19 protein-coding genes are annotated in these 21,879 nt (G+C 64.4%); 8 read left to right on the top strand and 11 right to left on the bottom strand.

The window, feature by feature from the left end; all coding sequences use genetic code 11:
• Positions 1-71: 71 nt before the first annotated feature.
• On the top strand, positions 72-659 hold the full coding sequence (locus ACZ0AJ_RS11020) for a nitroreductase family protein (protein WP_499454498.1): 588 nt from the start codon (positions 72-74) through the stop codon (positions 657-659).
• Positions 660-776: 117 nt separating this feature from the next.
• Here the strand turns inward: ACZ0AJ_RS11020 and ACZ0AJ_RS11015 are convergent, their stop codons facing one another.
• Together ACZ0AJ_RS11015 and sugE are read right to left on the bottom strand one after the other, a co-directional pair.
• The gene (locus ACZ0AJ_RS11015) at positions 777-986 is read right to left on the bottom strand and encodes a cold-shock protein (RefSeq protein ID WP_258834693.1); all 210 of its coding nucleotides are present in this window, start codon (positions 984-986) and stop codon (positions 777-779) included.
• Positions 987-1,200: 214 nt separating this feature from the next.
• A complete protein-coding gene (gene sugE, locus ACZ0AJ_RS11010; RefSeq protein ID WP_499454497.1) occupies positions 1,201-1,521 on the bottom strand; it encodes a quaternary ammonium compound efflux SMR transporter SugE in 321 nt (106 codons plus the stop codon).
• Between the two features lie 81 nt (positions 1,522-1,602).
• Here sugE and ACZ0AJ_RS11005 point away from each other — a divergent pair, with 81 nt between their 5' ends.
• The gene (locus ACZ0AJ_RS11005) at positions 1,603-2,496 is read left to right on the top strand and encodes a LysR family transcriptional regulator (RefSeq protein ID WP_499454496.1); all 894 of its coding nucleotides are present in this window, start codon (positions 1,603-1,605) and stop codon (positions 2,494-2,496) included.
• A gap of 141 nt (positions 2,497-2,637) precedes the next feature.
• Entirely contained in the window at positions 2,638-4,839 is a 2,202-nt protein-coding gene (locus tag ACZ0AJ_RS11000; protein ID WP_499454494.1) for an NADP-dependent malic enzyme, read from the top strand.
• A 193-nt stretch (positions 4,840-5,032) separates the two neighbouring features.
• Here the strand turns inward: ACZ0AJ_RS11000 and ACZ0AJ_RS10995 are convergent, their stop codons facing one another.
• Complete coding sequence (locus tag ACZ0AJ_RS10995) at positions 5,033-5,926, bottom strand: LysR family transcriptional regulator (RefSeq protein WP_499454493.1); 894 nt, start codon at positions 5,924-5,926, stop codon at positions 5,033-5,035.
• Between the two features lie 96 nt (positions 5,927-6,022).
• Here ACZ0AJ_RS10995 and ACZ0AJ_RS10990 point away from each other — a divergent pair, with 96 nt between their 5' ends.
• Entirely contained in the window at positions 6,023-7,189 is a 1,167-nt protein-coding gene (locus tag ACZ0AJ_RS10990) for a mandelate racemase/muconate lactonizing enzyme family protein (RefSeq protein ID WP_499454813.1), read from the top strand.
• Here the strand turns inward: ACZ0AJ_RS10990 and ACZ0AJ_RS10985 are convergent, their stop codons facing one another.
• Together ACZ0AJ_RS10985 and ACZ0AJ_RS10980 are read right to left on the bottom strand one after the other, a co-directional pair.
• Positions 7,190-7,672, bottom strand: coding sequence for an RDD family protein (locus ACZ0AJ_RS10985; protein ID WP_499454492.1), 483 nt, complete (start codon positions 7,670-7,672; stop codon positions 7,190-7,192).
• Between the two features lie 63 nt (positions 7,673-7,735).
• Positions 7,736-8,818 (bottom strand): tartrate dehydrogenase, encoded by a 1,083-nt coding sequence (locus ACZ0AJ_RS10980; protein WP_499454811.1) that lies wholly within the window; start codon positions 8,816-8,818, stop codon positions 7,736-7,738.
• 94 nt (positions 8,819-8,912) lie between these two features.
• On the opposite strand from ACZ0AJ_RS10980, the gene ACZ0AJ_RS10975 reads away from it, so the two are divergent.
• The 3 genes from ACZ0AJ_RS10975 to ACZ0AJ_RS10965 all read left to right on the top strand — a co-directional run bounded on the left by ACZ0AJ_RS10975 (position 8,913) and on the right by ACZ0AJ_RS10965 (position 10,855).
• Positions 8,913-9,842, top strand: a complete 930-nt coding sequence (locus tag ACZ0AJ_RS10975; protein WP_499454491.1) for a LysR substrate-binding domain-containing protein — start codon at positions 8,913-8,915, stop codon at positions 9,840-9,842.
• Positions 9,829-9,978, top strand: coding sequence for a hypothetical protein (locus ACZ0AJ_RS10970; protein WP_499454489.1), 150 nt, complete (start codon positions 9,829-9,831; stop codon positions 9,976-9,978). The genes ACZ0AJ_RS10975 and ACZ0AJ_RS10970 overlap by 14 nt, the downstream gene beginning before the upstream one ends.
• A gap of 223 nt (positions 9,979-10,201) precedes the next feature.
• On the top strand, positions 10,202-10,855 hold the full coding sequence (locus ACZ0AJ_RS10965; protein WP_499454488.1) for a YitT family protein: 654 nt from the start codon (positions 10,202-10,204) through the stop codon (positions 10,853-10,855).
• Positions 10,856-11,211: 356 nt separating this feature from the next.
• Here ACZ0AJ_RS10965 and tssA read toward each other — a convergent pair whose 3' ends face one another.
• From tssA to ACZ0AJ_RS10940, 5 genes are all read right to left on the bottom strand, one after another.
• A complete protein-coding gene (gene tssA, locus ACZ0AJ_RS10960; RefSeq protein WP_499454486.1) occupies positions 11,212-12,321 on the bottom strand; it encodes a type VI secretion system protein TssA in 1,110 nt (369 codons plus the stop codon).
• 105 nt (positions 12,322-12,426) lie between these two features.
• Entirely contained in the window at positions 12,427-13,836 is a 1,410-nt protein-coding gene (locus ACZ0AJ_RS10955) for a sensor histidine kinase (RefSeq protein WP_499454809.1), read from the bottom strand.
• Positions 13,833-14,513: a winged helix-turn-helix domain-containing protein gene (locus tag ACZ0AJ_RS10950; RefSeq protein WP_499454483.1), complete on the bottom strand. Its 681-nt coding sequence runs from the start codon at positions 14,511-14,513 to the stop codon at positions 13,833-13,835. The genes ACZ0AJ_RS10955 and ACZ0AJ_RS10950 overlap by 4 nt, the downstream gene beginning before the upstream one ends.
• A 7-nt stretch (positions 14,514-14,520) precedes the next feature.
• Positions 14,521-17,694 (bottom strand): efflux RND transporter permease subunit, encoded by a 3,174-nt coding sequence (locus tag ACZ0AJ_RS10945; RefSeq protein ID WP_499454807.1) that lies wholly within the window; start codon positions 17,692-17,694, stop codon positions 14,521-14,523.
• 6 nt (positions 17,695-17,700) lie between these two features.
• Positions 17,701-18,918: an efflux RND transporter periplasmic adaptor subunit gene (locus tag ACZ0AJ_RS10940; RefSeq protein WP_499454481.1), complete on the bottom strand. Its 1,218-nt coding sequence runs from the start codon at positions 18,916-18,918 to the stop codon at positions 17,701-17,703.
• A 326-nt stretch (positions 18,919-19,244) separates the two neighbouring features.
• On the opposite strand from ACZ0AJ_RS10940, the gene ACZ0AJ_RS10935 reads away from it, so the two are divergent.
• On the top strand, positions 19,245-19,778 hold the full coding sequence (locus ACZ0AJ_RS10935; RefSeq protein ID WP_499454479.1) for a DUF6985 domain-containing protein: 534 nt from the start codon (positions 19,245-19,247) through the stop codon (positions 19,776-19,778).
• Positions 19,779-20,264: 486 nt separating this feature from the next.
• Here the strand turns inward: ACZ0AJ_RS10935 and ACZ0AJ_RS10930 are convergent, their stop codons facing one another.
• Entirely contained in the window at positions 20,265-21,857 is a 1,593-nt protein-coding gene (locus ACZ0AJ_RS10930) for a sensor histidine kinase (protein ID WP_499454478.1), read from the bottom strand.
• Positions 21,858-21,879: the final 22 nt, after the last annotated feature.

Below are 21,879 nucleotides of genomic sequence, written 5' to 3'. Positions count from 1 at the left end.
GCGTGCATTCACTGTGCACCGTCAGTTCGCCCACTCCGGCGAATCGGCGGCGCTGTCGCTATACTGGCGCCATGCATACCGAGTATCCGGCTGGCGCCGACGATTTCCTGACCATCCTGGCCGCGCGGCGCAACTACACGCTGCGCCGCCTCGTCGCGCCCGGCCCGGACGACGCGGCCCTGTTGCGCATTGTCGAAGCCGGCGCGCAGGCGCCCGACCATGGCCTGCTGCGGCCGTGGCGCTTCATCCTGATCCCGCTGCACAAGCGGCATCTGCTGGGCGACGTGTTTGCTGCTGCCGTGCTGGCGCGCGATCCGGCCTGCGGCGACGAGGCACTCGCCACCGCGCACGACAAGGCCCTGCGCGCGCCATGTCTGCTGGTGGCGGTGCTGCGTGACGAACCGGGCACCATCATCCCGGCGCACGAAAAACTGGTGTCGCTTGGCTGCGCCATCCAGAACATGCTGGTGGCAAGCCAGCTGCTGGGCTTTGCAAGTGGCCTTGCCAGCGGCGCGGCGATGGATTTCGCGGGCATGCGCACGTTGCTGGGATTGGAGGCGCACGAGCGGGCCATCTGCTTCATCGGTCTGGGTACCGCGTCGACCGTCAAGGCACCACGTGTGCGGCCAGATGTGAGCCAGTTCCTGAGTAGTTTGTAAGGTCGCGTTGAACGCCCAGACAGCAAAAAGCCCGCCGATTGGCGGGCTTTTCAATGTGCGCTGCGGCTGCGCCCACGCTATCTGCGTGGTGCGCGCTGCGGCGTCACGAGGGCAGCATCAGATCGCGCAGATGTTGCCGGCTTTTTCGCCTTTAGGGCCGGTCGAGCGCTCGAACGATACGCGCTGATTTTCGGCCAGGCTCTTGAAGCCTTCCGATTGGATGTCCTGGAAGTGCGCGAACAGATCGTCGCCGCCGCCATCAGGCGTGATGAAGCCGAAGCCTTTTGCGTCGTTGAACCATTTTACGGTGCCGGTTTGGGTAGTCATGTTGAATTCCTTTGCAGTGACATGGGCAAAATCGCCCAATACGCACGTTCAACCAAGAGAAGATAAAAGCGGGGGAATCAAACTGGACTGCCGGAAGAGGCGAGGCGGGAGAGAAAAGCCAACAATAACAACGACTTGATGTGGTGCAGCGTTGAAGATACACGGCTTTTCCAGAATGTCCTAACGATTTGTCGATTCATTTCCCGCATTGACCTCAGTGTGCAGAAACGAGCTTGAGTCCGACGATGCCCGCCGCGATCATGCCAATGCACGCCAGCCGCGCCGGTGACGCCGATTCCCCAAGCACGATGATGCCCACCAGGGCCGTGCCGACGGCACCGATCCCCGTCCAGATCGCGTAGGCGGTCCCGATTGGCAGCGTCTTGAGCACGTGGGCGAGCAGGCCGAAGCTGACGATCATGGCGGCGACCGTGCCGGCCGTAGGCCACAGGCGCGTGAAGCCTTCCGTGTATTTCAGGCCAACGGCCCAGACGATTTCAAACAGTCCTGCAAGGACCAGCAGTATCCAGACCATGTTGCCTCCGATTGTGTGAGGCCCGATACTATGTCGAATCTGGTGATGAAAAAAGTCAGCACCTATCAATGGAATTGAACGATGGCGTTTGACCTCGACAACGTGAAAGCCTTCCTGGCGGCGATCGACCATGGCTCGTTCTCCGCAGCCGCGCGTGCGCTCGGTCGCGTGCCGTCGGCCGTCAGCATGGCGATCGCAAATCTCGAAGCGCAGCTCGACGTGCAGCTGTTCGACCGTGCCGGTCGCAATCCGGTGCCGACAGCGCAGGCACTGGCGCTGCTGCCGCAGGCGCGCCTGCTGGCCGAGGGCTTGCAGCGCCTGAACGTGCATGCGCTGTCGTTGAACCGCGGTCTGGAAGCGTCGCTGACGCTGGCGCTCGTGCCCGAACTGCTGGGTACCGTGCCATGGAGCGCCGCGCTGCGCGCGCTGGCTCTCGAGCATCCGCTGCTGCAGGTCGAGGTGCTGACCGCGCCGCAGGCCGATGCGCTGGCGATGGTGCGCAGCGGGCGCGCCGACCTGGCGCTGGTGTTCGAACGTTACGGCGCGGCGCCCTATCAGGCATTCCAGGAAGTGGCCGAGGAGCGCCTGGTGGCGGTGGCGGCGCGCGCTCATCCGATGTTCAAGGGCGCCGAAGAGGCGCAGGTGCGTGATACCGATCTGCTGCTGCAGCGCCAGATCGTCGTGGCGGGGCGCGACACCGACCAGGTGGACCAGCGCATCGCAATGTCATCGCTCCAGTGGAAGACCGACAGCCCGATCGCGGCACTGGCGCTGGTCAAGGCGGGTCTGGGCTGGGCGTGGCTGCCAGCGAGCCAGGTGCGCGAGGCGGTGCAGGGCGGTGAGCTGGTCGAGATCCCTATCGCCAATCTGACCAACGTGCTGCGCTTTTTCGTCGACATCGTGTGGACCGAAGAACGACCGCTGGGCATGGCGGCGACGCGCTTCGTCGAACTGCTGAACGTGCAGAAAATGTGAACGATCGTGCGGGAACCGGTCGCGCACGCGATGGTGTCGGTTCGGCTAGAATGTTTGCCCAACAATGGGAGGATCGTTGCGCGCGCGCCTTGTGGCGGCCCCGCCTCCCACGCCGCATCACCCAATAAGCATAGGAAGAACATGAGCACCGACAGTACGCTGAACGAAGCACAGAACACCCAACTGCGGATCGACGCGCTGGAATACCACCGCAGCCCCACCCGCGGCAAGATCGAAGTCATCGCCACCAAACCGCTGTCGAACCAGCGCGACCTGTCGCTCGCGTATTCGCCGGGCGTGGCCTATGCCTGCGAAGAAATCGCTGCCGATCCGGCCACCGCGTTCGATTACACGTCGCGCGGCAACCTGGTGGCCGTGATCACCAACGGCACCGCGGTGCTCGGCCTGGGCAATATCGGTCCGCTGGCCGCCAAGCCGGTCATGGAAGGCAAGGGCTGCCTGTTCAAGAAATTCGCCGGTGTCGACGTGTTCGACCTGGAACTGGACGAACTCGATCCGGACAAGCTGATCGACGCCATCGCGATGCTCGAACCGACCGTCGGCGGCATCAACCTGGAAGACATCAAGGCGCCGGAATGCTTCTACATCGAGAAGAAGCTGCGCGAGCGCATGAACATCCCGGTCTTCCACGACGACCAGCACGGCACCGCGATCATCTCGACCGCCGCGCTGCTCAATGCGATGAAAGTCGTCGGCAAGGACATCGGCCAGATCAAGCTGGTCGCCTCCGGCGCCGGAGCGGCGGCGATTGCCTGCCTGGACATGATGGTGCTGCTGGGCGTGAAGCAAGAGAACATCTACGTCGTCGATTCGCGCGGCGTGATCTGGCAGGGCCGCGACGCCAATATGGAAGAGAACAAGGCGCGCTATGCGCAGGCAACCGATGCGCGCGTGCTGGCCGATGTCGTCAAGGATGCCGACGTGTTCCTGGGCTGCTCAACCGCCGGCGTGCTGACAGGCGAGATGGTCAAGACGATGGCTGACAAGCCGGTCATCCTGGCGCTGGCCAATCCAGAACCTGAGATCCGTCCTGAAGTGGCCAAGGCCGCGCGCCCGGACGTCATCATCGCCACGGGCCGTTCGGACTACCCGAACCAGGTCAACAACGTGCTGTGCTTCCCGTACATCTTCCGCGGCGCGCTCGATTGTGGCGCCACGCGCATCACCGACGAAATGAAGTTGGCCTGCGTAACGGCGATCGCCGAACTGGCCGAAGCCGAAGCGAGCGACGTGGTGGCGCTGGCCTACGAAGGCCAGGACCTGGCCTTTGGCCCCGAGTACATCATTCCGAAGCCGTTCGATCCGCGCCTGCTCGGCGCGATCGCACCGCGCGTGGCCGAAGCAGCCGCCGCATCGGGCGTGGCAACGCGCCCGATCACCGACATGGACGCCTACCGCGACAAGCTGGGCCAGATGATTTATCACACCGGTTTCTTCATGAAGCCGGTGTTCGACAAGGCGCGCGCCGACGTGCGCAAGGTGGCGTACGCAGAAGCGACCGAGCCACGCGTGTTGCGCGCGGTGCAGGCCGTGGTCGACGAGGGCATCGCCCATCCGGTGCTGATCGGCGACACGTCGGTCCTGCAACGCGCCATCAAGGACGCGGGCCTGCGCCTGCGTGAAGGCCTAGACTACACCGTTGTTGCGGCCGAAGCCGATACGACGCTGCAGGGCACGCGCCTGCTGGCGGCGGGTACGGTCGACGCGCTGATCTGCGGCATGACCGGCTGCTACGACGACCATCTGGAGCACGTGCGCAGCGAGATCGGCGTGGCGCCGGGCGCCGAAGTGCTGGCCGCGATGAACGCGCTGGTGCTCGACAAGTTCACGCTGTTCATCACCGACACGTACGTCAACGAGCAGCCGAGTGCCCAGGAACTGGCGGCCATCACGCGCCTGGCAGCCGAGACGCTGCAGCACTTCGGTCTCGAGCCGAAGGCCGCGCTGTTGTCGCACTCGTCGCAAGGTTCGTCCGAGCGCCCGTCCGCCAGGCGCATGCGCGAAGCACGCGCGCTGCTGGCCGAGCAATCGCCCGAGCTGGCGGTGGTCGGCGAGATCCATGGCGACGCTGCGCTGTCGGAAGAAATCCGTGACCTGTACAAGATCGACGCAGGCTACACGGGCAGCGCGAACCTGCTGGTGATGCCGTCGCTGGACGCGGCCAACATCCTGTTCAACGTGCTCAAGGTCGCAGCAGGCAAGGGCGTGACCGTGGGCCCGATCCTGCTGGGCGCGGCCAAGCCGGTGCACATCCTGAGCCCGAGCGCCACCGTGCGCCGCATCGTCAACATGACGGCGCTGGCAGCGGCAGGCGTCAAGTAATACCACTGGCGGAGACCGCCGGTCGTAGGGTGGACGGCTATGCCGTCCACGCGGCGATCGTGACTGGCGCCGTTTTCCCGCCAGATGATCTCGCCGTCAACCATCACCGCGTGGACGGGGAACCCGTCCACCCTACGTCATCCACGCGGCAATCGTGATTCTCGCCATTGTCGCGCCGGATGATCGCGCGGCATCATGCCCCGAACTGCTCCACCAAAAAATCAACAAACGCCCGTGCCCGCGCCGACTGCCGCCGCTTGTTCGGATAGACGACGAACAGGTCGGCCTCGGGCTGCGTGTACCCTGGCAGCACGATGCGCAGCCGGCCGCTGTCGACGTACTTTGCCAGATCCCACTCCGAGCGCACCAGGATGCCGTGGCCATCGAGCGCCCAGCCCAGCACGATGTCGCCATCGTTGCTCGACAGCGCACCCTGGACCTTGACCGACACGGCGCGGCCTTCATGTTCCAGGCGCCAGACGCCATGCGCCTCGTCGTTCTGCCGGTGCACGATGCAGCGGTGGCTGGCCAGATCGGCCAGGCTGGCCGGCGTGCCATGCCGTTCCAGATAGCGGGGCGACGCGCACAGGAGGCGCCGGTTCGACATGATGCGGCGCGCGACCAGGCGCTGGTCGGGCAGCTCGCCAAAGCGGATCGCCAGGTCGATGCCTTCCGCGACGAGGTCCACCGGCCGGTCGGTGACGTCGAGCTGCACCTCCACCTGCGGATAGCGCTGCGCGAAGGTGGATACCAGCGGCGCGATCGTCGTGCGCCCGAAACCGAGCGATGCATTCACGCGCAGCAGGCCGCGCGGCACGGCGCGCGTGCTCGATACCGCTTCTTCCATCTCGTGCAGGTCGGCCAGGATGCGCGTCGCGTAGTGCAGATAGGTTTCGCCCTCGGGCGTGAGGCTGCTGGTACGCGTGGTGCGGTTCACGAGCCGCACGCCGAGGCGCTCTTCGAGCTGCGCCAGGCGCTTGGTAGCAGCCGGCGGTGTGAGGTCGAGTGCGCGCGCAGCGGCGCTCAGGCTGCCGTGGCGGGCTAGCAGCACAAAGAATTCGAGATGCGAGGCGAGGTCATTGTTCACTTTGGGTGAAGAATCCTGTGAAAGAGATTCAATCATAACCGCCTCCGCAGCGAATAATCTGGTGACTCGTTCAACCAGCACACAAGAGACACCGCCATGAGAATCGTCGATATCCGCGAGCAGACCGTTCCAATCAGCTCCCCGATCCGCAACGCCTACATTGACTTCAGCAAGATGACGCTGAGCGTGGTCGCCGTGGTGACCGACGTGATCCGCGACGGCAAACCCGTGATCGGCTACGGCTTCAATTCCAACGGCCGCTATGGCCAGGGCACGCTGATGCGCGAGCGCTTCATCCCGCGCATCCTCGAGGCAGATCCGGCCGCGCTGCAGGACGACACGGGCGCGAACCTCGACCCGCACAAGATCTGGCAGACGATGTTCACCAACGAAAAGCCGGGTGGTCACGGCGAGCGCTCGGTGGCCATCGGCACCATCGACATGGCGGTGTGGGATGCGACGGCCAAGATCGCGGGCGTGCCGCTGTTCCAGTTGCTGGCCGACCGCTATGGCAATGGCCAGCCGGAGCGCCGCGTGTTCGTGTATGCAGCCGGTGGCTACTATTATCCGGGCCAGGACCACGGCAAGCTGAAAGACGAGATGCGCAGCTATCTCGATCGTGGCTACACGGTGGTCAAGAAAAAGATCGGCGGCGACTCGCTCGACGAAGACCTGCGCCGCATCGATTCGATCCTCAGTGTGCTGGGCGACGGGCAGAAGCTGGCGGTCGATGCGAACGGCCGCTTCGACCTGGATACGGCGATCCGCTACGCGAAGGCGCTGTCGCCGTACGATCTGTTCTGGTACGAGGAAGCAGGCGACCCGCTCGACTACGAGTTGCAGGCAACGCTGCGCAACTACTACGCCAATCCCATGGCCACGGGCGAGAACCTGTTCTCGATGCAGGATGCGCGCAACCTGATCCGCCACGGCGGCATGCGCGCTGATCGCGACTGGCTGCAATTCGATTGCGCGCTCAGTTATGGTCTGGTGGAGTATCTGCGTACGCTCGACATGCTCAAGGAGCACGGGTGGTCGGCCAAGCGCTGTATCCCGCATGGCGGGCACCAGATGTCATTGAATATCGCCGCCGGCCTGGGGCTGGGCGGGAACGAATCGTATCCCGACCTGTTCCAGCCTTACGGCGGCTTCCCGGATGGCGTGAAGGTCGAGGATGGCCACATCACGATGCCCGATCTGCCGGGGATTGGTTTTGAGGGCAAGGCCGATCTGATTGCGCAGATGCGGCGCCTGACCGAATGATCAGGCGCGGTTCGATGCGTCGAATTTGACGGGCTGCGTCGTGCCGCCCTTGCGCCGCACGACGACGGTGCCGGCCATCTTGTCGTGCCAGCCCTGCTTGCGCGCGTCGAAGCCGACCCAGAGAATGCCCAGAAACAGCGGGATCATCGAGACGTAGTAGCCCAAGTAGCGGATGATGAACTGGCGCGTGCTTGGCTTGCCGCCGGTACGCGCATCGACAATGATCGCGCCGACGGCCATCTTGCCCGGCGTGGCCGAGAGCTTGATCCATAGCGCGAGCACGAAGGCAGCCGGCAGGAGCCAGTTGATGACAAAATCCGCCGGACCGATGACCATCGCCGTGCTGTCCCAATACGCGGCGCCGTAGATGGCGTAGAGCAGTGGCAGCACGACGACCATCACCAGGATGCTGTCGATGAGCGCCGCGCCGGTGCGCGCCCAGAAACCAACGTATTCCAGTTCGGTCGATTCGTGCGGCTGCATGGTGGCTCCGGTTGATTGTGCTGTAAGGACCCCCACAATAGCACTGGCCAACCGGGGCGTGGCTTAAGTCTCGAGATAGCGCGTGACGGCCTGACCCACGTCAGTGGTGTTGGCCGTGCCACCCATGTCGGGCGTGCGCGGGCCCTCGACCAGGCAGCGCTCGATCGCGCCCAGCATGGCGTCATGCGCGGCCGTGTAGTTGGCGTCGCCCTGGCCCAGGAACTCGAGCATCATCGCGCCCGACCAGATCATCGCGATCGGGTTGGCGATGTTCTTGCCGTAGATGTCGGGGGCCGAACCGTGCACCGGCTCGAACAGCGACGGGAAGGTGCGGTCCGGGTTCAGGTTGGCCGACGGCGCGATGCCGATCGTGCCGGTGCAGGCCGGGCCGAGGTCCGACAGGATGTCGCCGAACAGGTTCGATGCGACGACGACGTCGAAGCGCTCGGGCGAGATCACGAAGCGCGCGCACAGGATGTCGATGTGGTACTTGTCCCATTTGACGTCGGCGTATTGTTCGCCCATGGCGGCCACGCGCTCGTCCCAGTACGGCATCGAGATCGAGATGCCGTTCGATTTGGTGGCGGCGGTCAGGTGTTTCTTGGGGCGGCTCTGCGCCAGGTCGAACGCGTACTTGAGGATGCGGTCGGTGCCGTGGCGCGTGAAGACCGATTCCTGCAGCACCAATTCGCGCTCGGTCCCTTCGAACATCTTGCCGCCGACCGACGAGTATTCGCCCTCGGTGTTTTCACGCACGACGTAGAAGTCGATGTCGCCAGGCTTCTTGTTGGCGAGGGGGCAGGGCACGCCGGGCATCAGGCGCACCGGGCGCAGATTCACATACTGGTCGAATTCGCGCCGGAACTTGAGCAGGGAGCCCCACAGCGAGATATGGTCGGGGACGATGTCGGGCATGCCGACGGCGCCAAAGAAAATGGCCTCGAAGCCGGAGAGCTGCGCACGCCAGTCGTCCGGCATCATCTTGCCGTGCTTGACGTAGTAGTCGCAGTCGGCCCATTCAAACGTGGTGAATTCGAGATGGATGCCGAAGCGTTTGGCGGTGGCGTCCAGGGCGCGCAGGCCTTCAGGCATGACTTCCTTGCCGATGCCGTCGCCGGCGATCACGGCGATCTTGTGGGTTTTCATGGGTGTCTCCTCTGAGCTGATCTGAATGGTTCAAGAATAATGCAAAACGCTGTGTTTATAATGCTGCTTCTTGTGGAGTCAAGGAACACGTAGCGTGAATAATCTCTTGGAGAATGCTGATCTGCGGGTGTTCGTGACCGTGGCGCGTCAGGGATCGTTTGCGGGCGCGGCGCAGGCGCTCGGCATGTCGGCCGCGTATGTCAGCAAACGGATCGGGGTGCTCGAGGCCGCGCTGGGCGTGCGGCTGTTCCAGCGCACGACGCGGCGCGTGGTCATCACGGAGGATGGCGCGCAGGCGTTTGAACGGGCGCAGGCGATCCTCGCCAGCCTGGATGACCTGATCGAGGAATCGGCCGAGCGGCGGCGGGCGCCCAGTGGCCAGCTGCGCGTGTGCAGCAGCTTCGGCTTCGGCCGCCAGGTCGTCGCACCGGCGATTGCCCGGCTGGCGCGCGCGTATCCGGCGCTGCAGATCCGGTTCGAGGTGTTCGACCGGCTGGTCGATCCGGTGGCTGAAGGGTTCGATCTGGATGTGCGGATCGGCGACGAGATCGCGCCGCAGCTGATCGCGCGGCGGCTGATGGTCAATCACCGCATCCTGTGCGCGGCGCCCGCGTATCTGGCGCAGCATGGCACGCCGCGCACGCTGCAGGATCTGGCGGGCCACCAGTGCCTGGTGATCAAGGAGCGCGACCATCCGTTTGGCGTGTGGCGGCTGCGCGCGAAAGGCGTTGAGGAGACGGTGAAGGTATCGGGCGCGCTGTCGACCAACCATGGCGAGATCGCGCTGCGCTGGGCGCTCGATGGCGCCGGGATCGTGCTGCGCTCGCGCTGGCACGCGCAGCCGCTGCTGGCGGCCGGGCAGCTGGTGCAGATCCTGCCCGAGTTTGCGCAGGAGGCCAATGTGTGGGCCGTGTATCCGCAGCGGCTGAGCAATTCGGCGAAGGTGCGGGTGTGCGTTGAATTCCTCGAGCGCGAACTGGCGGCGGATCTGGCGGCGGATCGGGCACCGGATGCTGGCGTGTAGCGCACCGCAGCGGCGCAAGAGCAGCTATTCGTGCACCGCCAAGGTGCAGCGCACCATCCATTCGCTCATTCGCGACATGGGCAGTTCGTGCGGCTCGACACTGCGCCGCAACATGGGCGATAATGGCGGGCTGTAGCGCGCCATAACCTGCGTGTTTGCGTGTTTGCGTCTTTCGACCAGACCTGCGCCGCCTGCAGCTTCTCTTACCCATCCGATCATCCGAGGACCATGAACTCTAGCCCGACGCTTGCCGATTCCGTGTGCGCAGCTCCGCGCCGCCACTTTCCCGCTTGCGTGGTGATAGCGCTCGCGCCGACGTGCGCATCGCGGTCTGGTCCTGCCTGCGCGATGGTGCGCGCGTGAGTCAGTCTGTCATGTATCCAGGCTCTCCCAGCAAGCCATCGCGTCCGATCATCGAGGTCAAGCCGCATTCGACGCTCGATGACGTCTACGGTATCGTCGTCGGCGTGCTGTTCGTCGTGATCGGCATCGTGCTGCTGCACGCAGCCGGCCTGCTCACCGGCGGTGTCGCCGGCATCGCCTTGTTGACGTCGTACTCCACCGGCGTGCCGGTCGGTACGCTGTTCATGATGATCAACGTGCCGTTCTTCCTGTTTGGTTACTTCTTCATGGGCGCGCGCTTCACGATCAAGTCGCTGGCCGGCAGCGCGATGATCATGGGCCTGCTCAAGATCATGCCGTTCGTGCTGGTCATCGACCGCGTGCATCCGGCCGTGGCAGCCCTGGGCGGCGGCACCTTCTGCGGCATGGGCATCCTCGCACTCGCGCGCCACGGCGCCGGCGTCGGCGGCACGGGCATCGTCACGCTGTGGCTGCAAAAGCAGTACAACATCAACGCCGGCCGCACCCAGATCATGATCGACAGCGTCATCCTGGCGCTGGCACTGCTGCTGGTCGCCCCCCACCAGGTCGCCTGGTCCGCCCTGAGCGCCATCGCCATGAGCGGCATGGTCATGGCCTGGCACCGCGCCGGCCGCTACTTCGGCAGCTAACCCCCAACAATTAGGGTCAGAGTCGAATTATTGGGTAATAGCCTTTAGCAAACGGCCATATTCGGGCTCTTAAAGATGAGCCCGTAAAAATTGTATAAAAATTAGGGTCAGAGTCGAATTGTTTTTCAATTGATTTATAAAAATTGACAAACAATTCGACTCTGACCCTAATTGTTTTGTACTGTTGTTAGCGCTACCTCGTACTAGGTAAATCCTCTCGCGCATTTAATGTCACAAGAGCATCCATAGACTCCTGCAAATCATCCTGAACAATCAGGGTCAGAGTCGAATTAATAAACAATTGATTTATTGAAGTTGGCAAACAATTCGACTCTGACCCTAATTTTTATTTGGGGTTATTGGGGTGGGGTGGGTTTTTGCGGGGTGGGGAGCATGTCGGTGCCGACCATGTCGAAAATGCTCAGTTGGCCGCCCAGGCGGATGAAGAGTTCCTGGTAGAGGGCGCCGGTGTTCATATTGCCCCATTCGACGGCGCGCTTGATCAGGTAGGGCGTGGGGCTGTGCGGCTCGAGGTGGGCGAGGTAGGTGGCGGCGGCGGCCAGGCAGGCGTAGGCGTCGGCGCGGTCGCGGAAGTGGTGGGGCTCGGCGGTGTTTGTCGCGGGCGCGGTGGCTGGTGTTTCGGACGGTTCTGCCGGCGCTTCGGTTGGCACGGCTACTGGCGCTGGTGCTGGGACTCGTGCCGTGCGTTCGTTGTGGAGTGCTGAGAGGATGGCGTGAACCTGGTCGGCCAGGGCCGTCAGGCACGGTGCGGTGGTGGTTTGCGGGGTGTTGACGGTGTTTTGGAGTTGGGCGATCGTGGCGTGCGCGTCTTCCAGTGCGGTGATGTGCCCGGTCAGGATTGCTGGTGGCATGGCTGCCAGCGTACTGCGGGTCGTGGCGTCGGCATCACGCTCGTGCGCGGTTTGTTCGCAGTCGGCCCACGTCGTGGCGCGACCGTCGTCCGTTGTGAATAGCGGCGACTGGCGCAGCGTCGGGGCCAGCTTCTGGTCCAGCCAGCGCAGGATGTTTGCGCGGGCTTCGGTGTCGTCGTGTTCCAGTTGCGGATGCAGGGCGGTCGGGTAACGCTCGCACAGCGTGTGCGTCAGCAGCAGGCAGGGAGCCAGCGCGCTTATGCCATGTTCGTGGACCTGGGACTCGCACAGCCACGCGGCCAGTTGCAGGTCCTTGCCCTGGGTGCGCAAGGCGCCGGCAGCCAGGTTGCTGACGTGCGGCCAGTCCGAGCGCTTTGGTTGCCGCTGCCAGACCCCGCGCGGCTGGATATCTTCGTCGCCCTGGCGCGCTTCGATGATGGCGCGGTAGACGCTCGTTGCACGGGCCGGCAGGCCTGTCGGATTGGCGGAATCTACCGGCGCCGCCAGCACCTCCAGGGTGATGCCGAGGTGGCGCAGGAAGTGGTCGTCGGCGCGTCTTGTCAGGTCGCCGTTGGGTGGAACTGGTTCAGGCATGGGGCTCTCCCGTAAATGCGGCCCGACAGAGTGGGGCGCCAATAAAGGCCACACTGTAGCGCAAATGCAGCCGGCAGGGCAGGTGCTGGAAACCCAAGCGGAAGCTTAATTCGACGCCGACGCCGACGTCGACGGCGTCATGGCGCCGATACGCAGCGTGGCCCGCAATCCCGGATGGTTGTCGTCCAGCGTCAGCGTGCCGCCATGCAGCCGCGCCACTGCCGAGACCACGCTCAGGCCCAGACCCACGCCGGGCGTGCCGCGGCTCGCGTCGACCCGGTAGAAGCGCTCGATGACGCGCGTGCGTTCGTGCACGGGGATGCCGGGACCATTGTCGGCCACGACGATCTGCACGGTGTCGGCATCGATGCGCTGCGCGGAGATCGCGATCGCGCCGCGCACCGGCGCATACTTCAGTGCATTGTCGACCATATTGCCCAGCGCCTGCGCCAGCAGCACGGGGTCGCCCACCACGTGCAGGTTGTCCGGGCCGTCAAAGCCCAGCGCGATGTCCTTCAGTTCGGCGACCGGCGCGTAGAACTCGGTCACTTCGGCGCCCAGCGCCGCCAGGTCGACATCGACAAAACCGGCGCGCCGGCTGCCGCTGTCGATTTCGGCCAGTCGCAGCAAGGCATTGAAGATGCCCATCACGCGGTCGACGTCATCGATCGCGGCGTCGATTTCGACGAAGGTTTCGTCCGGCGCTGGCCGCGCGACCGACAATTCTTCGAGCCGCGCGCGCAGCTCGGACAGCGGCGTGCGCAGGTCGTGCGCAATCGCGTTCGAGACATCCTGCACGCCGGTCACCAGATGCTCGATCTGGTCGAGCATGCGGTTCACGGTGCGCGTCAGTTGCTGCAGTTCGTCGCCATCGCCCGGTTCGACCAGGCGGTGCGACAGCTTGCCCTCGATGATCGACGCAGTGGTGTCGCTGATGCCCTGCATGCGGCCCAGCAGCGCGCGGCGAATCATCAAGCCGCCCAGCGCGGCGCTGAGCAGCACCGTGATCGCGCAGCCCAGCAAGCCATATGTGAACAGACGTTCGAGCTTCTGGAAGCGATTGAGGTTACTGGCCACGAGCAACCGGTAGCCGTCTTCCAGCGTCACCCGCACCAGTTCCACGTTGCGCGGCACGTCGTCGACCACGATCGTTACCCGGCACAGGCCATCGCGGTCGGGCACGCCCTCGGGCCACGCCTGCAGATTACCCGCCAGCTTGGCGCCGTCGGGCGCGACGAACAGCATGATCTTGCGCACGCCGTCGTTCACGCCGTGGACCTGGCTGTCGATCGCGGCGGCCAGCGCGGGCGGGCCCTGGCGGATGAACAGGTTGCTCAGGTGCTGTGCGTCGGATTTGAGCAACTGGCTGCGCACCTCGCCGATATTGGTATGCCACGCGTACCACAGCGGCCCGGCGAACATCGCCAGTACCAGCAGCGTCACAAGGCCATAACCGATAGCGATCGTGCGCGCGGAAAAGCTGGGGAGCCTGAGCATCGTGTGCGTCTCGCTCAAGGCTGGTCGGTCAGCATGTAGCCGGCATTACGCACCGTGCGCAGCAAGGCCACAGGGAAGCCGGCGTCGATCTTTTGCCGCAGCTTGCTGATGTGGACATCGATGACATTGGTCTGCGGGTCGAAGTGGTATTCCCACACGTTCTCGAGCAGCATCGTGCGCGTGACGACCTGGTTCGCATGGCGCAGCAAATAAGTCAGCAGCTTGAATTCGCGTGGTTGTAGCGCCAGTTGCTTGCCGGCGCGCGTGACGCGGTGCGCCAGCATGTCGACACTCAGGTCGCCCAGCGTCATGACGGTTTCGACGGCCTGGCTTTGCGAGCGGCGCAGCAGCGCATCCAGGCGCGCAAGCAGTTCGCCGAATGCGAACGGCTTGGTCAGATAGTCGTCGCCACCCGCGCGCAGACCGCGGATGCGATCGTCCACGCCATCGAGGGCGCTCAGTATCAGGATCGGCACCCGGTTGCCCTGCTGGCGCAGCGTCTCGATGAGTGCCAGGCCGTCGATCCCGCCGGGCAGCATGCGGTCCATGACGATGGCGTCATAGGGCTCGGTGACGGCGTAGACCATGCCATCGCGGCCATTGTCGGCATGGTCGACCGTGTGCCCGGCTTCGCTCAGGCCTTTGGTGACGAAGCGCGCGACGCGCTCGTTGTCTTCGATGAGGAGCAGTTTCACGGCGACCTCAATGCGCTTGCGGCTGCGGTTCAGACGTTTCCGCGGCCGCCTCGCCGCCGGCCGGCGTGTCATCGATATGCGTCGGCGTCTTGGCCCGCGACGCGACGATCACGTAGAACAGCGGGATCAGGAACGTGGCCAGGAACGTCGCCGTCAGCATGCCGCCGATGACGCCGATGCCCAGTGCGTTCTGGCTGCCCGAACCGGCGCCGCTCGACAAGGCCAGCGGCAGCACGCCCAGGATGAAGGCCATCGACGTCATGATGATCGGGCGCAGTCGCACCTTGGCCGATTCGAGCGCCGCTTCGACAATGCCCATCCCCTGCATCTGCAGTTCGCGTGCGAATTCGACGATCAGGATCGCGTTCTTGGCCGACAGGCCGATGGTGGTCAACAGGCCCACCTGGAAGAACACGTCGTTCTCCATGCCGAAGGCTGTCGCTGCGCTCAACGCACCCAGGATACCGACCGGCACCACCATGATGACCGAGATCGGGATCGCCCAGCTTTCATACAGCGCGGCCAGGCACAGGAACACGACCAGGATCGATAGCGCGTACAAAAGCGGCGCCTGCGAGCCGGCCTGCGACTCCTGCAGCGAGATGCCGCTCCATTCGAAGCCGATTCCTTCCGGGAGTTCGCCCACCAGGCGTTCCATGATCGCCATCGCCTCGCCGGAGCTGAAGCCCGGCGCCGGCTGACCCAGGATTTCGGCCGACTCGATGCCGTTGTAGCGCGCCATCGCTGGCGAACCCCAGGCCCAGCGCGCACTGGCGAAGCTCGAAAACGGCACCATCTCGCCGGCGCCGTTGCGCGCATACAGCAGCTTGATGTCGTCCGGGTTCATGCGGAACTGGGCGTCGGCCTGCACGTACACGCGCTTGATGCGGTTGTCCGTGTCGAGGAAGTTGTTGATGTAGCGCGAGCCCCAGGCCGTCGAGAAGGTCTGGTCGACTTCGGTCAGGTTCACGCCCAGCGCGGCGGCTTTTTCGCGGTCGATGTCGATCTTGTAGGTGGCGTTGTCGGCCTGGCCCGTGAAGCGCACGCGCTGCAGGTTCGGTTCCTTGCGCGCCAGCTCGAGCAACTGGTCGCGTGCCTTGGCCAGTGCGTCGTGCCCCAGGCCACCGCGATCCTGCAGCTGCAGCGAGAAGCCGTTGGCCGAGCCCAGGCCGCGGATCGATGGCGGTTCGACCGTGTTGATGGTCGCGCCCTGGTAGTTGGCGTAGCGCGCTGCGATGCGGTTGGCCAGCGCCGACACACCCAGCGCTTCGTCCTTGCGCTCGTCCCAGGTCTTCAGGCGCACGAACAGGCGGCCCTGGTTCTGGCCGCGCTGCGGCTGGCTCGCGCCATTGGTCATGAAGGTGGCTTCCACCACTGCCGATTCTTCTTTCAGCAGGTACTGGCTGATTTCTTCCAGCACGCGGCCCGTCGTTTCCTGCGTGCTGCCGGCCGGCGTTTGCACCTGGACGAACATATAACCCTGGTCTTCCTTCGGCAGGAAGCCGCCTGGCAGGCGCAGGAAGAGGGCGATCACGGCGCCGACCAGCACCAGGTACACCACCATCCACAGTGCGCGGCGGCCCAGGATGCGGGTCACGCCGCCCAGGTAGCGGTCGCGGGTTGCATCGAACGAGCGGTTGAACCAGCCGAAGAAGCCCTTCTTTTCATGGTGGTCCGGGTCGACCGGCTTGAGCATCGTGGCGCACAGCGCCGGCGTGAGCGTCAGCGCAATGAACGCCGACAGCAGCATCGAGGCCACGACCGTCAGCGAGAATTCGCGGTAGATCGCGCCCACTGTGCCGCTCGAGAAGGCCACGGGCACGAACACGGCCGACAGCACGAGGGCCACGCCGATCAGCGCGCTGGTGATCTGGCTCATGGCCTTGATCGTCGCTTCTTTCGGCGCCAAGCCATCTTCGTGCATCACGCGCTCGACGTTCTCCACCACCACGATCGCATCGTCGACCAAGAGGCCAATGGACAGCACGAGGCCGAACATCGACAGCGTATTGATGGTAAAGCCCAGCGCGGACATGATGCCGAACGTGCCCAGCAACACCACCGGCACCGTGATCGACGGGATCAGGGTGGCGCGGAAGTTTTGCAGGAACAGGTACATCACCAGGAACACCAGCACGATGCCCTCGATCAGCGTGTGGGTCACGCCCTTGATCGACGTTTCGATAAAGGGCGTGACGTCGTTCGGGTACACGGTGCGCAGGCCCGGCGGGAAGAATTCGCCCAGCTCTTTTAAGCGCGCACGTACGGCTTCTGCAGTGTCGAGTGCATTGGCGTTCGGCGCGAGCTGGATACCCAGGCCCGACGCCGACTTGCCGTTGTAGCGCACGTCGACGTTGTAGTTTTCGGGTCCCAGCGCCACGCGCGCGACGTCGCCGATGCGCACGGACGAGCCATCCGGCTGGACCTTGACCAGGATGCGCTTGAATTCCTCGGGCGTGCGCAGCATCGTCGCCTGGTTGATCGTGGCGCTCAGGGTCTGGCCCTGGACCGCCGGTGTGCCCCCCAGCTGGCCGCCCGAGATCTGCACGTTCTGCGCGCGGATCGCGTCCGTCACGTCGAGCGGCGTCAGAGCAAAACTCGTCAGCTTGACCGGGTCGAGCCAGATACGCATCGCGTACTGGGTGCCGAACAGGTTCATGCTGCCCACGCCCGGCATGCGCGAGAGCGGGTCCTGGATGTTCGAGGCGACGTAGTTGGCGATGTCGAACTTCGTCATGCTGTCGTCGTCGGAAACGAACGCCGCCACCATCAGGAAGTCGGACGTCGACTTGGTCACGCGCAGGCCCGATTGCTGGACCTCGCTCGGCAGGCGCGGGACCGCCGCCTGCAGCTTGTTCTGCACCTGGACCTGAGCGATGTCGGGATCGGTGCCAGCGGCGAACGTCAGCGACGTCGTCGACTGGCCCGTGTCATCGCTGGTTGACTGCATGTACAGCAGGTTGTCGATCGCCGTCATCTGCTGCTCGATCACCTGGATCACGGTGTTCTGCATGGTCTCGGCCGACGCGCCGGGGAAGGTCGCCTGGATCTGCACCGATGGCGGCGAGACGGGCGGATACTGCTCGATCGGCATCTTGAGCAGCGCGATGCCGCCGACCAGCATGATCAGCAGCGAGATGACGATCGCGAAGATCGGACGGTTGATGAAGTACTTTGGCATCTTGGATTATTCCTGACGCGCGGCGGTGGCCGCGGCAGGCGCCGTGGCTGCTGGTGCTGCTGTAGGCGCCGCCGGTGCTGCCGCAGCCGGCGCTGCGGCGACCTTGACGACGGTGCCGGGCCGCAGCTTCTGCACGCCGCTGACGATCACGCGCTCGCCGGCCTTCAGGCCGTCGTCGACGAGCCAGAAACCATCGACCAGCGCGCCGGTGCGCACGGTGCGCAGTGCGACCTTGTTGTCCTGGCCGACGACCATCACGGTGGCCGTGCCCTGCGGCGTGCGCGTCACGGCGGTCGCAGGCACGCGCATGACGCCCTGACGCACACCCTGGCTGACGCTCGCGCGCACGAACATGCCGGGCAACAGCAGCTTGTCGGGGTTCGGGAAGCGCGCGCGCAGCGTGACCGAGCCGGTGGCCTGGTCGACCGTCACGCCGGAAAACGCGAGCGTGCCGCTGCGGCTGTAGGTGCTGCCGTCTTCCAGTTGCAAGCTGACTTTGGCGGCGTCGGTGCCTTCCATGCGCACGCGGCCGGCGGCGATCTCGCGCCGCAGCGCCAGGCCTTCGCTGCTCGATTGCTGCAGGTCGACGTACATCGGATCGATCTGCTGGATCGTCGTCATCAGGGTGGCGGCGCTGCCTTGCACATACGCGCCCTGGGTCACGGCCGACACACTGCTGCGGCCCGCGATCGGTGCGGTCACGGTGGTGTAGCCAAGGTTGATGCGGGCCACCTCGAGGGCGGCCTTGGCGGCGGCGACATCGGCCGCCGCTTCGAGTTGCGCTGCTTCGGCGGTTTCGAATTCCTGCTTACTGACCGCATTTTCCTTCACCAGTACGCGGTTGCGATTCAGTTGCGACACATTGCTGGCCAGCGTCGCCTGCGCCCGTTGCAGCTCGGCTTCGGCGCTCTTGACGGCGGCGCGGTACGGCGCCGGATCGATCAGGTACAGCGGCTCGCCCTTGCGCACGTCGGCGCCTTCGGTAAAGCGGCGCTCCTGCACGATCCCGTCGACCCGGGCCCGGACCTCGGCCAGCAGGAACGGCGCCGTGCGGCCGGGCAGGGCGATGTTCAGCGCGACGTTCGTGGTGGCCATGGTCAGTATGGCGACTTCGGGCACCGCAGGCGGGGCAGGCTTGGGGTCTTTGCCGCAGGCGGAGAGCAGCGCGGCGGCCGTTATGGCGGTCGCCAGCGCCGGGCGGCGCGGAAGGGTCATCAAGGGCATGGGTGTCGGATCCGTTTGCAAGGTGGAGAGCGTATTGTTCCCTACCTTCGACTATGCCCGGCGCAGGCTTAAACGGGGGTGGTTAATTCGTTAAATATCGTTAATGTTGGCGCTGTCAGCGTTGAACAGGGCCGAGCTTTGAAGGTCTGCGCAGCTGTGGACGAACAATAACGTCGGACACAAAACAATAAAGTCGACACAGAACAGGAAAGTTTGACACAAGACGCCAGCGCGGACATGCTCTGGCAACTTGCGTTTTCGGCAAAAAGCAGACTATCCAGATCGACCAATAACTCAATAATCATGAAGCGAAGCATGAGGAAGCTATGCAGATACCCTTAGTTGGTCCGGTAACAAAAGATGTGCGTTTCGGCTGGCTTTACAGCATGCCTATGCCTCTCAACGTTTTCGGGAACAAGAAAATTCGTATGGTGCTGGAGGGTTACGAAGAGGATGGGAACCAACAAGATTTTCATTTGGCGATCAGCGCGTTCTTATCCATAGGCGAGGATGTACTAATAGCGGCTGAGCCTCACGTGTTCAACTATTATCGGGATATAAACGGATACCTGGCTCCCTCGGACGAAGGATACGTCGGCATCAACACACCGAGTGAGGTCTGGGATCACGTACAAGTGGGAGAAGAGGCATTCGTGGGGCGCCGACCATATGGGGACAAGGGAATATACGTGTCCATCGAGTGCAACTGCGATTGGGAGCCAGAACATGGTCTCCAAATCGTCTTCAAGGCTGGGAAATCAGTATGCAAAGTTGGGCCTTATGATGGTCACGTTACGAACGCTGATGCATACGCAGACGAACAACTCGAAAACGTTATCTATCGTCCGATTGGCTCTTGATAGGTAGGCACGTACTAACTTGATGGTGCTTCAACGAAGAACCGGATCAGGCAAGATAGGACGTTCAGCGCTTGAATCAGCAACCAAGAGACACTGACTTGCTTTTTCCTTTTTACTCGTTCTGCTATTCATGCTTTGCGCTGTCATCAGTCCGTTGGTAGCAGCGGGAGTCATCTGGGCGCGATGCACACCGCGGTGGCGTTACCTGGGAAGGCGGGCGAGCACAATGGGGATCATCCTGGCTGCGCTCTCCGTCGCCACGTATTTACGCTTTACGCGCTGCTGGGAGAAGACATTCCCCTTAAACCACTGACCGTTGCAATCGCTGGTGGCGCCGGTTTCACGGCTGGGGTATTCGGTATCTGCGCATGGATATGGGCGAGGCGCCGCAAAGGCTTGGCGACAGCCGACCGCGCACTGCGACAAGACTGAGGTCAATCAGCCATCGCAGGCCGGCCTGGCCATCGCCCACCAGAATCGGGTGCATCAGACTGCTGCTGCATCCCCAACACCAGCGCGTGCCGGCAACCACAACGCAACCTCAGTCCCATCCCCCGGCGCCGACACGATCTCGATCACGCCGCCGTGCGCGGTCACGATCTCGCGCACGATGGTCATGCCCAGGCCGTTGCCAGGCACGTCGGGCAGGGCGTTGGCGCGCCAGAAGGCGTCATACACCTGCTTGCGCTGCTCCGGCGTCATGCCCACGCCCTGGTCGCGCACCCGCACTGCGGCGCCGGCTTGCCCGGCGCGTTCCTGCTGCGAGATGCTGATATCGACAATGCTGTCCGGCGCCGAGTAGGCCAGCGCATTGTTCACGATATTGCCCAGCGCCTGCTGCACGCGCGCGGCGTCGGCCGTCACGGGCTGCAGGCCGGGCGCCACGGCCAGCGCGATCCGTGCGGCGTGCGCGTCGTTGGCCAGCGCGCCCTGGATCCTGGCCATCATGTCGGCCAGGTCGAGCAAGGTTGGCTGCAACTGCGCCGCGCCGCCCGCATCGATGCGCGCCAGGTCGAGCATCTGGTTCACCAGGCCGATCAGGCGCGTGGCCTGGCGGTGGATGATGTCGATCAGCTCGCGCCCGGTGGCCGGATCGAACTCGCGCTTGAGGAGCAGCTCCGAAAACCCGAGGATGCTGGCCATCGGCGTGCGCAATTCGTGGCTGGCGGTGCGGAAGTAGTCGTGACGCCGCTGGTTGGCGGCGCGCACCCGTTCGCGCTCCGCGCGCAGGCCGTCCATGTCGCGCACGGTGGCCACCAGGTGCACATGCCCGTCGAGCGTCATTTCGGCAATCGAGATTTCGGCCGCAAAGCTGCTGCCATCGACGCGGCGGGCAGTGCCCTCGTGGTGCGAGACGACCTGCGGCGCCATGCCGATCAGCAGGGCCGACGACTGGCCAGTCAGGACGGTGCAGGGCGAGCCGAACAACGCCTCGGCTGCCGGATTGCACGACAGGATACGGCCCACGGCGTCGAGCAGCAGCACGGCGTCGGGCAGGTGTTCGAGCAGCGTGCGCAGTGTGCGCGCGCTGCTGCGCTCACGCTCGCAGGCGGCGCGCAGCTCGATGGTGGCGATTTCGCCCGCCACCATGCCCGCCAGGTCGCGCAGCATGGCGCGGTCGGCGTCGGAAAATTCGCGGGGTACGCTGTCGATGATGCACAGCGTGCCGATCCGCATGCCGTCCCCGACGTCGATCGGCGAACCGGCGTAGAAGCGCGCCGCCGTCTCGCCGCGCACCAGCGGGTTGTTGGCAAAGCGCGCGTCGGCGCGGGCGTCGCGCACCACCATCACGTCGTCCTGCAGGATGGCGTGCGCGCAGAAGGACACCGAGCGCGGCGTCTCGGTCAGCGCCACGCCCACGCGCGACTTGAACCACTGGCGGTCGGTGTCGACCAGGCTCACGAGCGCGATCGGCACCTTGAACAGGTGCGTGGCCATGCGCGTGATGCGGTCGAACGACGCTTGTGGCGGCGTGTCGAGCAGATTCAGGTCGAGCAGCACCGCGTGGCGCCGCGCTTCATCCGGCGGCAGGGGGGCAGAACCAGGAGTGGGGTGGAGGTTTGTCGGCGTCTCGTTCATTATGGGGTCCTGCGGGATCGGT

Source organism: Telluria sp. AC161 (genome assembly GCF_979258535.1).
This window is presented reverse-complemented; position numbering and strand designations above follow the sequence as displayed.